The following is a 13,098-nucleotide window of genomic DNA, read 5'->3' on the forward strand; positions in this document are numbered from 1 at the left end:
GAACTCGGTTGCCACTGAGCGGGATTGCGCTTTCCGGTCACCTTCCGGCCTAATTTGGCCGACTCCGGCGCGGCGAAGCGCACGACGGTCGGCGACCTGACGCTGGGCGGCTTGATCCGCCACCTGGCCACGGGCGAACGCCGGTGGCTGCAGATCCTGCGTTCCGCCGACGGCTCGCTGCCCGAGGGGCATGCTGGACGTCGATCAGTACTGGACGGCGCCAGCTCCACGGCCCAGCTCAACTGAACCGGGAACTGTCGGTCCTCACCGGTAGCGTGGAAAACGGGGGCTGCTCAGCGCCGGTCAGCGGTCCGAACGCAGCGAAGCCGGGTCGAAGGAATCCCAGTACGCGTCTTCGTCCTCGACACTCGAAACAGGTGCGGGAGCAGCGGGCGCGGAACCCAGGCGTTCCTCCCGCAGCCGCTGGAACTCCTCGACCGTCATGCCCGGGTCGTCGTCCTCGGCTCGGGCCGGGGCGGGCATGCCCGTCATCTGCTCGATCATGAACGTCATGTCCTCGCCCAGCAGCAGCGCGACCTTGTTGTAGCCGTCCTGGGTCGCCTCGCGCATGGCCGCCCGGGCGATCTCCACCACCAGCGGGCCCAGCCGCTCGCCCAGGTTCACCGCGGACGGCGCCAGCCACAGCCGCAGGAGCTTGCCGCGGCCGTCGACCGTCGCCTCGACCTGGCCGTCGTGGTCGTGGGCCGTGCCGGACGCCGAAGCGAGCAGCTCGTCCACCCGCGCCAGCGCCTCTTCGCGCGCCCGGGCCTGGGAAATCAGCTGACGCGTCGTGGGCATCGCGCTCACCTTCCGTAGGAGACGGACTCGGCGTCCGGGTCGTCGTCCGGGATCGGCTCGTAGCCGAGCGCCTCGAGCTGCGACGCGTCCACGACCGGCGCCAGCGCGTGGTACATCTTGTCGCCCGCGCGGCGGGTCGCGCGCTGGGCCAGCTCGACGATCTGGTCCGCGATCACCGCCGACCCGTGCCGCAGCGCGGACCGGTGGATCGTCAGGCCGGTCAGCAGCCCGCCCGGCGCGACCTGGACCTCGATGGTGCTGTCTCCCGAAGCGGCCTTGCCCACCACGGGACCCGAGCGCTCGAAGCGCGCGGCAGCGTCCGCGCCCGCCCGGTCCGCCTGTTCGGAGACGCGGGCCGCCGCCAGGTCCATGTCGAAGTCAGCCACGATGCGAAGTTACCCCGTCGGCCGGTAGAACCCGATGAACGACTGTCCCGCGTTCGTGGTGCGGATCTTGCTGATCTGGACCGGGTCGCCGGCCTCGACCATCTGGCCGTCGCCGATCACCATCGCCACGTGCCCGGACCAGACGACCAGGTCGCCGGGCAGCAGCTGGTCGATCGAGGGCACCTCGGCGCCCACCGTCTGCTGCGCCGCCGTCCGCGGCAGCTGCAGGCCCGCGTCCTGGTACGACGTCATGGTCAGGCCGCTGCAGTCGAGGCCCTGGCCACGCGCGGTGCCGCCCCAGACGTACGGCACGCCGAGCTGCGAAAGCGCGTTGCGCACGGCCTTCGCGGCGGTTTCGTTGGGCGCCATGACGGTCTTGCCGCCGGGCAGGTTGATGCCGACGCCGGTGCCGGGCTGCGGCGGGACCGCGACCGGCAGCCGCGGCTTGTGCACGGCGCCGCCACCACCGCCGCCTCCCCCACCGCCGCCGCCCCCGCCATCGGAGCCGCCGCCGGAGTAACCGCTGTTGCTGTTGAAGGACGAAGCCACCTTCGTCGGCGGAGCGCTGCTCGCCGACGTCGTCTGCTCGCCGCCACCCAGCTTGGTGCCGATGTCGGTGAGCTGGTTGATCGTCTGCTCGCTGAACGTCGCGGCCTGGCCGGTCAGCTGGCCGATCCTGGTCTGCAGCTTCATCAGGATGTCGCGCGACGCGGCGCCGCGGCTCTCCGGCGGCTGGATGCCCTTGACCGCCGCCAGCGCCTTCATCGACGCCGAGATCTCCTTGATGATCTGGTCGCGGACCTGGTCGTTCTTGATCTGGCCCAGGTTCAGCGTCTCGGCGGCCTCGGCGACGGCCCGCTCGATCTCGGCGCTCTCGTCGAGCAGGTCCTGGACTTCCTGCTCCAGGCTCTTGGACGTCGCCGTCGCGCGGTCGGTCGTCGAGCCGGAGCTGGCCGAGGTCAGGTTGACGCGCTGCGCCGACGCGGTGTCGTGGGTCTTGCCCATCGACGTCTGCAGCGCGACGTGCCCGTCGCGCGCGCCGCTGATGGCGGCCGGGTCGTGGTGCAGCTTGTCCGCGAACTGGTTCGTGGTGTCCAGGCCGTGCCGGACGAGCAGGTCGGCGTGCTCGGTCACGTGAGATCCGTCCCGAGGCGCCGGACGACGTCGCTGTGCTCGGCCTCGACGCCGGCGTAGTTGCGGTCGGTCCGGCGGGCGGCGTCACCCATCGCGCTCCAGCCGCCGCCGACGCGGTGCAGCTTCTCCTGCAGCGTCCGCATCCGGCCGGTGTAGGCGCCGGTCAGGCCGGACTCCGCGCCCATGTCGGAGAAGCCGACCCCGACGTGCGGGCCGACGTGCTTGTCCGCCGCGCCTTTGACGTCTTCACCGAGCGGGTCGACCTCACGCGCGTACCGCGTGTACGCGCCGTCGTCGACGTGAAACCCCGAATGCGAACCGTCCACTGGCCCTCCCTGTCACCAGGGATGCGACGTGCGCGCGCCACCCCTGGTTCCCCACCCTGCGGGATCAAGCCTAGACCAGGTTACGTACCCGAGTGGGCGAATTGCCCGGACTCAGCCGAGCACCCCGGTGAGCCAGCTCTGGTCCTGCCAGTTGACGATCGCGCCGTTCGAGGTGACCGTCGGCGTGCCGAACCCGCTCTGGCCGCCGCCGAAGTCCTGCGCCAGCTTGGGGTCGGTCGAGATCTGCTGGAAAGCGGCGTTGATCTGGTCGTTGTAGGTGCCGGCGTTGACCGTCTCGGCGAACTTCGGGTCGGTGATGCCGACGTTCTTGCCCAGGTCGATCAGCTGCGCCTTGTCGTAACCGCGCTTGCCCTCTTCGGGCTGGTTCGCGTACAGCGCGTCGTGGAACTGGAGGAACTTGCCGGCGTCGGCCGCGGCGAGCGCCGCGTTCGCCGAGTCGAGCGAGTACCCGGGCGGGCTCGAGCGGTCGTTGAGCAGCGGCACCATGTGGTAGCGCACCGCCAGCTTGCCGTCGTTGACCGCCTGCTCGATCTGCGTCTTGTTGTTCTTCTCGAACGTGCCGCAGATCGGGCAGAGGAAGTCGGCGTAGACGTCGATCGTGGACTTCGCGCCGGTCTTGCCGACCGTGACGGCCACGCCGTCGCGCTTCTGCGTGACGTCGGCGGCCAGCGACGTGGTGGCCTGGCCGGGGTTGATGACCTGGCCCTCGGTCTTGTTCTTGTCGGAGATCGTCCAGATCACGCCGCCGATCACGAGCGCGGCCACCACGACCACGGCGGCGATCCCGATGATCCACTTCCGCTTGTCGCCGGACGCGCCCCTGGCCTGGGCCACCGCCCTCGCTCCCCCGGCCTGTGCGGCCTGACGACGCTTCCGAGCGGTCCGCTCAGCTCCACCCACTGTGTATCAGTTCCCTTCCGCGATACCCGAGTAGTCGGGCCCGGGCTCGACAGAGTTCCCACGACCTCGCGCCAGCCAGCCGTCGATCGACAGCCAGGTGCGCGGCCGCGCCAGCAGCCAGCCGGCCAGCAGCGCGAAACCGGAGTCGCGGAGGATCTCCTGCGGGTACTCGGTCTGCCCCGCCGCCACCTGGCCGCCGCCGCCGAAGCACCCGCAGTCGATGCTCAACCCGCGCGCCCACGACTGGGCGATGCCGGCGATGAGCACCACGAGCAGCACCAGCGCGGCGCCGGCGACCCACCGGGTCGCCAGGCCCGCGAACAGGAACAGCCCGAGCACGAGCTCGACGAGCGGCAGCGCGACGGCCACCACGTTCACGAGGGCGCCGGGCAGCACGTCGTACGCCTGGACGGCGATCAACGTCTGCCCCGGATCGGCCAGCTTCACGGCACCGGAAACGAGCCAGACGGCCGCGAGCCCGAGCCGGGCGAGCGTGCCGACGGCGTCCAGTACGGGTTGGGACGGTCGCACCACGCACTTAGGCTAACGGGAGGACCTGAGAACTTCGTGAGGGCCCGGCGGGGGCGGAGGGAGCGGCGGGATGCGGTGGCGCGTGCTGGTCTTTTCGGCGTTGCTGCTGGTCACGGCGACCGCGTGCGGTCCCGCCCACGTTTCGCCGACCGACTCCGTGGTGGCCCGCGCCAGTGCCACGGATCACCTGACCATCGGCATCCGGTTCGACGCGCCGGGCCTGTCGGAGCACACCGTGGACGGCCGGTTCGTCGGGTTCGATGTCGACGTCGCAACTTTTGTGGCGGGTGAGCTCGGCGTCGACGCGAAGGACATCACGTGGCGCGAGACGACGTCGGCGACGCGCGAGACGGACCTCGCCTCGGGGACGGTCGACCTGGTCGTGGCGACCTATTCGATCACCGACAAGCGCAAGCAGCAGGTGTCGTTCGCCGGGCCGTACTTCACGACCGGCCAGGACCTGCTGGTCCGGCGCACCGCGGCCGACATCACCGGGCCGGAGACGCTCAACTCGCGCAAGCTCTGCTCGGTGACCGGCTCGACGCCCGCCCAGCAGGTCAAGGACAAGTTCGCCCAGGCCGTCCAGCTGGTCGAGTACCCGCGGTACCCGGACTGCGTCACGGCGCTGCTGGCCGGGCAGATCGACGCCGTGACGACCGACGGCGTCATCCTGGCGGGTTACGTCGCGCGGGACCCCGAGCTGCTGAAGGTCGTCGGGAAGCCGTTCTCGAAGGAGAACTACGGCGTCGGCCTGCGCAAGGGCGATACGCAGGGGGTGAGCAAGATCGACGACGCGATCGGCAAGATGGTCTCTTCGGGTGAATGGCTGCGCTCGCTCAACGCGAACATCGGCCCGTCCGGTTACCAGCTCCCACCACCCCCCGAGGTCACCGAGAAGTGAAGCTGCCCGACCTGCCCGTGCGGGCCGTGCTGCCCGACGTGCTCGCCGCGTTGGACGCGCACGGCACCGCGGTCCTCGTGGCGCCACCCGGCACCGGCAAGACGACGCTGGTGCCGCTCGCGCTGATGTCCGGCGACGGCCGCGTCGTCGTCGCCGAGCCGCGGCGGCTGGCCGCGCGGGCCGCGGCGGGGCGGATGGCGGCGATCCTGGGCGAGCCGGTCGGCGAGACCGTCGGGTACGCCGTGCGCGGCGACCGGAAGGTGTCCTCGCGCACGCGCGTCGAGGTCGTGACGTCGGGGCTGCTGGTGCGGCGCGTGCAGGGCGACCCGGAGCTGCCCGGGGTGGCGACGGTGCTGCTGGACGAGTGCCACGAGCGGCACCTGGACGCGGACCTGCTGCTCGCGCTGCTCCTGGACGTCCGCGCCGGGCTGCGCGACGACCTGCGGCTGCTGGCGACGTCGGCGACGGTGGCGTCCGGCCGGCTGGCCACGCTGCTCGGCGACGCGCCGGTGATCGAGGCGTCCGCCCGGACCTACCCGGTCACGACGTCCTACCTGCCGCCTGCGCGGAACGAACGCGCCGAGCCCGCGGTGGCGCGCGCGGTGCGGACCGCACTGTCCGAAGGGGACGGTGACGTGCTCGCGTTCCTGCCCGGCGCGGGCGAGATCGCGCGGACGTCCGGACTCTTGCATCTGTCCGATGTGGACGTCTTGCCGCTGCACGGACGGCTCACCGCGGCGCAGCAGGACGACGCACTGCGGCCGCGTGCGCGACGCCGGGTCGTGCTGGCGACGGCCGTGGCCGAGTCGAGCCTGACCGTGCCGGGCGTGCGCGCGGTCGTCGACTCGGGGCTGGCGCGGGTGCCGCGCGTCGACCACCGGCGCGGGCTGCCCGGCCTGGCGACGGTCCGAGTGTCGGCGGCGGTGGCCGCGCAACGAGCCGGCCGAGCCGGACGTGAGGCGCCGGGCCGGGTGTACCGCTGCTGGGCAGAGCACGAGCAGGCGACGCTGCCCGCGTACCCCGAGCCGGAGATCCGGACGGCGGAGCTGGCGCGGCTGGCCCTGGAGCTGGCGTGCTGGTCGACGCCGGACGGCAGCGGCCTGGCCTGGTGGGACCCGCCCGGCGAAGGCGCGCTGGCGGCGGGCCGCGCGCTGCTGGCCACCCTGGGCGCGACGGCGCCGGACGGCACGGTGACCGCGCGCGGCCGCCGGATGGCCGACCTCGGGCTGCACCCCCGGCTGGCCCGGGCGTTGCTGGACGGCGCGGAGGCGGTCGGCGCACGCAACGCGGCGGAGGTCGTGGCGCTGCTCGACGCGGGCGGCAAGCTGACGGACGTCGACGCGGAGCTGCGGCGGCTGCGCGGCGCGAGCGACGACGCGGCGCGACGCTGGAAGCGCGAGGCCCAGCGGCTTTCGCGGCTGGTCACCGGGGAGGGCAAGCCCGATCCCGCGTTGATCGTCGCCCTGGCCCACCCGGAACGGCTCGCGCGGCGACGTCCGGGCGGCGAGCCCGTCTACCTCATGGCCGGCGGCACCGCGGCCGAGCTGCCGCCCGGGAGCGGCCTGGACTCCGCGTGGCTGGCCATCGCCGAAGCGACCCGTGATCCCGGGCGTGTGCACGGCACCATCCGGCTCGCCGCGGCCGCCGACGAGCGCCTCGCCGTGCGCGCCGGCTCGGTGTCCGAAGTGGACGAAGTGACCTGGGCCGACGGCGACGTCGTCGCCCGGCACGTCCGGCGGCTCGGCGCCATCACACTGGCGTCGCGGCCGTTGAAGAACCCCAACGTCCACGACGCGCTGGTGGCGGGCTTGCGAGCCGAAGGTCTCGGCCTGCTGAAGTGGACCGCCGACGGGACCCGGTTGCGCGAGCGGATGGCGTTCCTGCACCGGGTGCTCGGCGCGCCGTGGCCCGCCGTCGACGACGCCGCACTGTTGTCCGATGTGGACAGCTGGCTGGACCTCTCCGCGGCCCGCCGCCGCGCGGACCTCGCGAACGTCAACGCCGGTACCGCGTTGAAGGCCCTGCTGCCGTGGCCTACAGCGTCCAAAATGGACGAACTCGCCCCGGAACGGCTGGAAGTGCCGACGGGCTCGCACATCCGCGTCAACTACGGCGGTGACCAGCCGGTGCTGGCCGTCAAGCTGCAGGAGACGTTCGGCTGGACCGGCACGCCCACACTCGCCGGCGTCCCCGTCGTCCTGCACCTGCTCTCCCCCGCCGGCCGCCCGGCGGCGATCACCGCGGACCTCGCGTCGTTCTGGACGAACGGTTACCCGGCGGTCCGCGCCGACCTGCGCGGCCGCTACCCGAAGCACCCGTGGCCCGAGGACCCGGCGACCGCCACCCCGACGCGGCACGTCACGCGGCGCCGCACCTGACGAAAGTCGGGGGCGGCCCGCGACCGTCGGCCGATGTCGTGGCGCCGGGGAAATCCCAGACTGGGTGGCATGATCACGCTCAGGGGACTCACCAAACGCTACGGGGAGAAGACCGTCGTCGACGCGCTCACCTGCGACGTCGCGGCCGGGCAGGTGACCGGGTTCCTCGGCCCGAACGGCGCCGGGAAGTCGACGACCATGCGGATGACCGTCGGGCTCGACCACCCGCAGGCCGGCGAAGTGCGCGTCGGCGGGCGGCGGTACGCCGAGCTGCGGCACCCGCTGCGCGAGGTCGGCGCGTTGCTCGACGCCAAGGCCCTGCACCCCGGCCGCAGCGCCGGCAAGCACCTCCTCGCGATGGCGCGCAGCAACGGCGTCGCGGCGTCGCGGGTCGAGGAGGTGCTCGCGACGGTCGGGCTTTCGGACGTCGCGGGCAAGCGGGCCGGGCAGTTCTCGCTCGGCATGGGGCAGCGGCTGGGCATCGCGGGCGCGCTGCTCGGCGACCCCGGCGTGCTGCTGTTCGACGAGCCGGTCAACGGCCTCGACCCGGACGGCGTCCGCTGGGTGCGGCAGCTGATGCGCTCCCTGGCGGGCGAGGGGCGGACGGTGTTCGTCTCGAGCCACCTGATGAGCGAGATGCAGCTGACGGCCGACCACCTCGTGGTGATCGGCAAGGGAAAGCTCCTCGCGGACGCGCCGGTCGCCGAGTTCATCGCGGGCAACTCCCGCACGACGGTCTCGGTGCGCGTCCCGGACCCCGCCGAGCGCGACACGCTGTCCCGCCGCTTGCGAGCCGAAGGCGCCCACACGGACCTGGACGCGCCGGCCGAGCTGGTGGTCGACGGCATCGACGTCACCCGCGTCGGCGACCTGGTGCACGAGCTGGGCATCCGGGTACACGGCCTCGCCGAGCGGACGGCGTCACTCGAGCAGGCGTACATGGAACTGACCGCTTCTTCGGTGGAGTACGGGGTGTCGGCATGACGACGGCGGTGTCTGTGGTCTCTTCGGAGTGGACGAAGTTCTGGTCGGTCCGCGCGACCTGGTGGACGCTGATCGCCGGAGCCGCGCTGATGGCGTTCTACAGCGCGGTATCGGCGATCGCCCAGCGCTACGACAGCGAAGACCCGATGGGCGCCAACACCATCGCCCTGGGCGGCGGTTTCTACTTGACGCAGTTCGCGGTGATCGCGCTGGCGACGCTGTTCGTGACAAGCGAGTACACGGGCGGCGGCATCCGGTCGACCCTGCTGTGGACGCCGGTGCGTTCACGGGTGGTGCTGGCAAAGGCGGCGGTGCTACTGCCGGTGCTGTTCGTCTACGGCGTGGCGCTGTCGGTCTCGGGAATGGCGTTGGCGGGTGTGGTGAAGGACGGTCACGGCCTGCCGACGTCCGTCGCGGGCGCCCTCACGACGGCTGTGGGCATGGGCGGATACTTCGCCTTGCTCGGCCTGTTGTGCACCGGAGTGGGCTGGGCGCTGCGAAGCGCTGCGGGGACGCTGGTGACGGTGATCGTGGCGCTGGTACCGCTGCCGCTGATCGTGGCGTCGCTGGGGTTGCCGGGCTGGGTGCCGTACTTCCCGGGGATAGCCGGGGTGAACGCCATGGTGGAGGCGGGACAGCCGAACCCGATCACCCAGGCGGCGGCGCCGTACGCACCTTGGGTGGGGCTGCTCATCTGCGCGATCTGGACCGCGGTGGCGTTGGTCGCAGGCACTGCGGTGCTGAGCCGCCGGGACGCCTGAAGTCCGTGAATGCCACATTGAGGGACGCTATGTCCCTCGATGTGGCATTCACGGACTTGAGGAGATCCCCAAGCCCGCCAGCACTTCCCGGGCGCCGCGGGTCAGTGCGGCCCGCGACGGCGGCGCGAGAGAGCCCGTGCCCGCGATTGCGTCGAAGATCGCGCCGTCCAGCCAGGCCACCAAGACCGTCGCGTGGCGGTCTGGTTCTGAGGAGCCTGCGGTGGCCAGGACCGATGCGCAACGACGGCGGATCAGCAAGCCGCCCTTGTCGTACGCCGTTCGCAGCTCCGGGCGGCGGGTTGCCTCCAACGCGAACTCGTACCGCGCCAGCATTCGCGTCCGCCCCACGGTGATCGCCGCGTGGACGAAGCCCGCCAGGAACTCCGCCAAGCGGCCCGGTGGTGGCTCCAAGTCGACGTTGTCCAGCGTGACCATCCGGTCGATCGCCAGCTCCAGCAGCGCGCCCCGGGTTCGCGCGTAGTACGACGTCGACCCCGCGGGCAGCGAAGCCGCCCGGTCGACCGCTCGGTGGGTCAAGCCGCGCATGCCTTCCGCCGCGATCACCTCGATCGCCGCGTCACCGATTGCCGAAAGACGATCCACGAACCCACTCTACAGGTGTAGAGTCCTCTACACCTGTAGAGGAGGAGCTATGCGTGCGGTGGTGGTCGGCGGCGGTATCGGCGGGCTCGCGGCGGCGGTCGGGCTGTGCCGGGTCGGCTGGGACGTGACCGTCCTGGAGAAAGCACCCGAGATCACCAGCGTCGGCGCCGGGATCTCGCTCTGGCCGAACGCCCAGCGCTGCCTCGATGTCCTCGACGTCCAAGCTCCCCTGCAAGAACAGCGCGACGGCGGCTTGAGCGACAAGCGCGGCCGACGGATCACCGGCTGGGACGCGGCCGCCTTCACCAGGCACCACGGGCTTCCCTTGGCCGCGATCCATCGCCGGGATCTCATCGACGCGCTCGCGCGAGCACTGCCCCGAGAGGCGATAGAGACCGGCGCCGAAGTCACCGAAGTCCGCGAAGACGGCTTCGTGCGCTACACCGGCGGAGAACTCCACGCCGACCTCGTTGTCGCCGCCGACGGGATCAACAGCCGGATCACCAAGGGACCGAAGCCGGTCTACAGCGGCAGCACCGCCTTCCGCGGCGTCGCCCACCGACCAGGGACGCCGCTGAGCACCAGCTGGGATCGCGGCGCCGAGATCGGCGTCCTCCCGCTGGTCGACGGGGACGTCTACTGGTGGATCTCCTACGTCGCCCGGGCCGGCGAACGCCCCGCCGACGTCAAGGCCTACCTCCAGCAGCACTTCGGCGGCTGGCACGATCCGATCCCGGCCCTCATCGACGCGACGCCCGCCGCGGACATCCTCCACCACGACCTCTACTACCTCGGCACGCCGCTGACCAGCTACGTCCGGGGAAAGATCGCGTTTCTCGGCGACGCCGCCCACGCGATGCCGCCGTTCCTCGGCCAGGGCGGCTGCCAGGCTCTCGAAGACGCCGTCGTGCTCGCCCACGCCATGTCCACAGAGGACACAATCCAAAAAGGACTAACGAAGTACGACCAGGAACGCAGACCCCGCAGCCAGAAAGTCGCAAGGGACTCCGTCCGGGCCGGGAAGATCGGCCCGCAGCTCACCAACCCCGTCGCCACCACACTGCGCAACGCGCTCCTGAGACTGACCCCGGCCAAAGCCACGGCCCGGATCGGCGCCGGGATCAGTGGCTGGCAGCCGCCGGGTCTCCCCCGACCAGTCCCGCCTCGTACGCCGTGATCGCCGCCTGCACCCGGTTCTTCACGCCGAGCCGGGTCAGGATGGTACTGACGTGCGCCTTCACCGTGCCCTCGACGACGAACAGCTTCGCCGCGATGTCCGCATTGGACAGTCCGGATCCGATGAACACCAGCACTTCCCGCTCCCGGTTGGTCAGCAACGCGATGCGCGACCGGGCCGCCGACGCGCGCGCGAGGCGGCCGCCGGACAGCCGGGCGATGACCCGCTGTGCCACCTTCGGCGAGAGGAACGCGGCGCCGTCCGCGACGGCGTGGATGCCCGCCAGCAGCTCACGCGGGTCGCCCGACTTGAGCAGGAACCCGCCCGCGCCCAGGCCGAGCGCGCGCTCGATGTAGTCGTCCTCGCCGAACGTCGTCAGCATGATGACGCCGGTCGCGGGCCGCAGCCGCCGTATCTCGGCGGCCGCGCCCAGGCCGTCCAGCACCGGCATCCGGATGTCGAGCAGCACGACGTCCGGGTGCGTGGCCAGCACCTGGGAGACCGCCGCGCGCCCGTCGGCGGCTTCGGCGACGACCTCGATGCCGCCGTCCGCGGCCAGGATCGCCGCCACCCCCGCACGCATCAACGCCTCGTCGTCGGCCAGCACGACCCTGATCACGAAACCCCCTCGGCGAACTCGTCCTTCGAAACCAGCTTCCCGTCGGCGAAACACAGCCGATAGGCGGCGTAGTCGTTGTTCAGGAACGATCTTCCGGTGCCGTAGTACTCGCACGCGGCCCCGGGCACCGGCGGCAGCGGCGGCTCGCCGCGCGTCGGCCGAGCGCTGCGCTGGGTGCCCGGCAGCAGCGGCGCGACCTCGGCGCGCGGCTGCCCGAGCCGCAGCCGGTCGTAGACCGGACCGGGCAGCTCCGAGGAGTTCCACAGGTACAGGAACGCGATCCCGGCCACCCCGATGACCACCGCGAACAGCCCGAGCGGGATGCCGACGGCCTGGATCAGGCTGCGCCGGACGTCACGCCGCGCCAGTTCCAGCGCCCGCGCGGACGTCGACTGCCCGACGGCGTCGTCGGCGGCCTCCCGCAGCTCCGCGGTCTCCTCGACCGGCGCGGCGTCGTGCGGCAGCGTCGCGGTGACGGCGAACCCGCCCGCGTGCGGGCCGGCCTGCAGCGTGCCGCCGACCAGCCGGACGCGCTCGCGCAGCCCGATCAGCCCGCGGTGCCCGGACGCGGCGCCCGGCAGCGGCCCGGCGGGCGGCGGCGCGTTGACGACACTCACCTCGGTCTGCGCGCCGGAGCTGGTCACCCGGACCGTCACGGCGGCGCCGGGCGCGTGCTTCGCGACGTTCGTCAGCGCTTCCTGGACGACCCGGTGGGCCGCGAGGGCGACCATCGGCGGCGCCTGCGCGCTGTCCACTGTGGAGTCGATGAGCAGCCCGGACGCCCGCGCCCGCGCGATCAGCTCGCCGAGGTCACCCTGCACCGGCTCGACGGGCGCGGCGTCCTCGCGCAGCACGCCGATGATCTCGCGCAGCCGTTCGGTGGCGGCCGCGGCGCTGGTGCGCAGCTGGGCGGCCGCGCCGCGCCGGCCGTCGTCGAGGCCGCCGGCGACCTCCAGGGCCGCCGCGCGGACGGCGATGAGGCTCAGCTCGTGGCCCAGCGAGTCGTGCATGTCGCTGGCGATCCGCGCGCGCTCGCGCAGCCGCGCCTGGTCGGCGACCAGGCGCTGGCGGCTCTCCATCTCCTCGGCGCGGCGCCAGCCGGTGCGGGCCAGCTCCCCGCGCAGCCGGACGTAGCGGCCCAGCAGCCACGGCGACAGCCCGGCGAACACCAGCATCGTGACCAGTTCGGCCCAGTCGCCGAGGCCGTCCTCGCCGACGAGCAGCGAGAGCGGCAGGCCGAGCACCGCGACGGCGCCGCCGAGCAGCAGGCCCGGCCGCGCCCGCGGCATCCGCAGTCCGGCCTGGTAGCACATCGCGACCAGCACGAACACCACCCAGACCGGCAGGCGGTTGCCGTACGGGAACGGCACGACCAGCGTCCCCACCAGCGCGATGCCGAGCGACACGACCGGGTGACGCCGGGCGGTGGCCACCGAGCCAAGGACGACGGCGAAACCGCCGGCCATCTCCCAGTACGCCCGGGTGTCCACCGTGTCCGAGACGACGATGAACGCCAGGAACAGCGCGAGGACGGCGTCGAACACCACCCGCCACCGTCGCCTCGTCACCTCCTGCACAA

Annotated in this window: 15 protein-coding genes; 6 read left to right on the forward strand and 9 right to left on the reverse strand. The window is 72.4% G+C overall.

Translation table 11 applies throughout. From position 1 onward, the window contains the following. Positions 1–54: 54 nt before the first annotated feature. Entirely contained in the window at positions 55–246 is a 192-nt protein-coding gene (locus OG570_RS04570) for a hypothetical protein (RefSeq protein WP_326955718.1), read from the forward strand. Between the two features lie 57 nt (positions 247–303). On the opposite strand, the gene OG570_RS04575 is transcribed toward OG570_RS04570, so the two are convergent. From OG570_RS04575 to OG570_RS04600, 6 genes are all read right to left on the reverse strand, one after another. After that, positions 304–798, reverse strand: a complete 495-nt coding sequence (locus tag OG570_RS04575) for a YbaB/EbfC family nucleoid-associated protein (RefSeq protein WP_326955719.1) — start codon at positions 796–798, stop codon at positions 304–306. A 5-nt stretch (positions 799–803) separates the two neighbouring features. Further along, positions 804–1,184, reverse strand: coding sequence for a YbaB/EbfC family DNA-binding protein (locus tag OG570_RS04580; RefSeq protein WP_326955720.1), 381 nt, complete (start codon positions 1,182–1,184; stop codon positions 804–806). Between the two features lie 9 nt (positions 1,185–1,193). Further along, positions 1,194–2,318, reverse strand: coding sequence for a C40 family peptidase (locus tag OG570_RS04585; protein WP_326955721.1), 1,125 nt, complete (start codon positions 2,316–2,318; stop codon positions 1,194–1,196). Next, on the reverse strand, positions 2,315–2,644 hold the full coding sequence (locus OG570_RS04590) for a hypothetical protein (RefSeq protein ID WP_326955722.1): 330 nt from the start codon (positions 2,642–2,644) through the stop codon (positions 2,315–2,317). Before OG570_RS04590 ends, OG570_RS04585 begins: the two co-directional genes overlap by 4 nt. A gap of 111 nt (positions 2,645–2,755) precedes the next feature. Next, entirely contained in the window at positions 2,756–3,499 is a 744-nt protein-coding gene (locus OG570_RS04595) for a DsbA family protein (RefSeq protein ID WP_326946483.1), read from the reverse strand. Between the two features lie 72 nt (positions 3,500–3,571). Beyond that, positions 3,572–4,099, reverse strand: coding sequence for a DoxX family protein (locus tag OG570_RS04600; RefSeq protein ID WP_326955723.1), 528 nt, complete (start codon positions 4,097–4,099; stop codon positions 3,572–3,574). A 67-nt stretch (positions 4,100–4,166) separates the two neighbouring features. Here OG570_RS04600 and OG570_RS04605 point away from each other — a divergent pair, with 67 nt between their 5' ends. The 4 genes from OG570_RS04605 to OG570_RS04620 all read left to right on the forward strand — a co-directional run bounded on the left by OG570_RS04605 (position 4,167) and on the right by OG570_RS04620 (position 9,120). Beyond that, the gene (locus OG570_RS04605) at positions 4,167–4,997 is read left to right on the forward strand and encodes a glutamate ABC transporter substrate-binding protein (RefSeq protein WP_326955724.1); all 831 of its coding nucleotides are present in this window, start codon (positions 4,167–4,169) and stop codon (positions 4,995–4,997) included. Continuing rightward, entirely contained in the window at positions 4,994–7,375 is a 2,382-nt protein-coding gene (gene hrpB, locus OG570_RS04610) for an ATP-dependent helicase HrpB (RefSeq protein ID WP_326955725.1), read from the forward strand. Before OG570_RS04605 ends, hrpB begins: the two co-directional genes overlap by 4 nt. 69 nt (positions 7,376–7,444) lie before the next feature. Continuing rightward, positions 7,445–8,359 (forward strand): ATP-binding cassette domain-containing protein, encoded by a 915-nt coding sequence (locus OG570_RS04615; RefSeq protein WP_326955726.1) that lies wholly within the window; start codon positions 7,445–7,447, stop codon positions 8,357–8,359. Then, a complete protein-coding gene (locus OG570_RS04620; RefSeq protein WP_326955727.1) occupies positions 8,356–9,120 on the forward strand; it encodes an ABC transporter permease in 765 nt (254 codons plus the stop codon). Before OG570_RS04615 ends, OG570_RS04620 begins: the two co-directional genes overlap by 4 nt. A 48-nt stretch (positions 9,121–9,168) precedes the next feature. On the opposite strand, the gene OG570_RS04625 is transcribed toward OG570_RS04620, so the two are convergent. Further along, complete coding sequence (locus OG570_RS04625) at positions 9,169–9,723, reverse strand: TetR/AcrR family transcriptional regulator (protein WP_326955728.1); 555 nt, start codon at positions 9,721–9,723, stop codon at positions 9,169–9,171. Between the two features lie 49 nt (positions 9,724–9,772). Here OG570_RS04625 and OG570_RS04630 point away from each other — a divergent pair, with 49 nt between their 5' ends. Continuing rightward, positions 9,773–10,900, forward strand: a complete 1,128-nt coding sequence (locus tag OG570_RS04630; RefSeq protein ID WP_326955729.1) for an FAD-dependent monooxygenase — start codon at positions 9,773–9,775, stop codon at positions 10,898–10,900. On the opposite strand, the gene OG570_RS04635 is transcribed toward OG570_RS04630, so the two are convergent. Together OG570_RS04635 and OG570_RS04640 are read right to left on the reverse strand one after the other, a co-directional pair. Continuing rightward, complete coding sequence (locus OG570_RS04635; protein ID WP_326946475.1) at positions 10,845–11,519, reverse strand: response regulator transcription factor; 675 nt, start codon at positions 11,517–11,519, stop codon at positions 10,845–10,847. The two genes, OG570_RS04630 and OG570_RS04635, sit on opposite strands and share 56 nt — an antisense overlap. After that, positions 11,516–13,096, reverse strand: coding sequence for a sensor histidine kinase (locus OG570_RS04640; RefSeq protein WP_326955730.1), 1,581 nt, complete (start codon positions 13,094–13,096; stop codon positions 11,516–11,518). The genes OG570_RS04635 and OG570_RS04640 overlap by 4 nt, the downstream gene beginning before the upstream one ends. Positions 13,097–13,098: the final 2 nt, after the last annotated feature.

The sequence above is a fragment of the Amycolatopsis sp. NBC_01286 genome (assembly GCF_035982555.1).
In the GTDB taxonomy this organism is placed as follows: domain Bacteria; phylum Actinomycetota; class Actinomycetes; order Mycobacteriales; family Pseudonocardiaceae; genus Amycolatopsis.

Excerpts from the sequence above, each read along its gene's own strand:
- OG570_RS04575 (WP_326955719.1), bottom strand. The coding sequence starts at position 798 with ATGCCCACGACGCGTCAGCTGATTTCCCAGGCCCGGGCGCGCGAAGAG.
- OG570_RS04605 (WP_326955724.1), top strand. The coding sequence starts at position 4,167 with ATGCGGTGGCGCGTGCTGGTCTTTTCGGCGTTGCTGCTGGTCACGGCG.
- OG570_RS04615 (WP_326955726.1), top strand. The coding sequence starts at position 7,445 with ATGATCACGCTCAGGGGACTCACCAAACGCTACGGGGAGAAGACCGTC.
- OG570_RS04620 (WP_326955727.1), top strand. The coding sequence starts at position 8,356 with ATGACGACGGCGGTGTCTGTGGTCTCTTCGGAGTGGACGAAGTTCTGG.
- OG570_RS04630 (WP_326955729.1), top strand. The coding sequence starts at position 9,773 with ATGCGTGCGGTGGTGGTCGGCGGCGGTATCGGCGGGCTCGCGGCGGCG.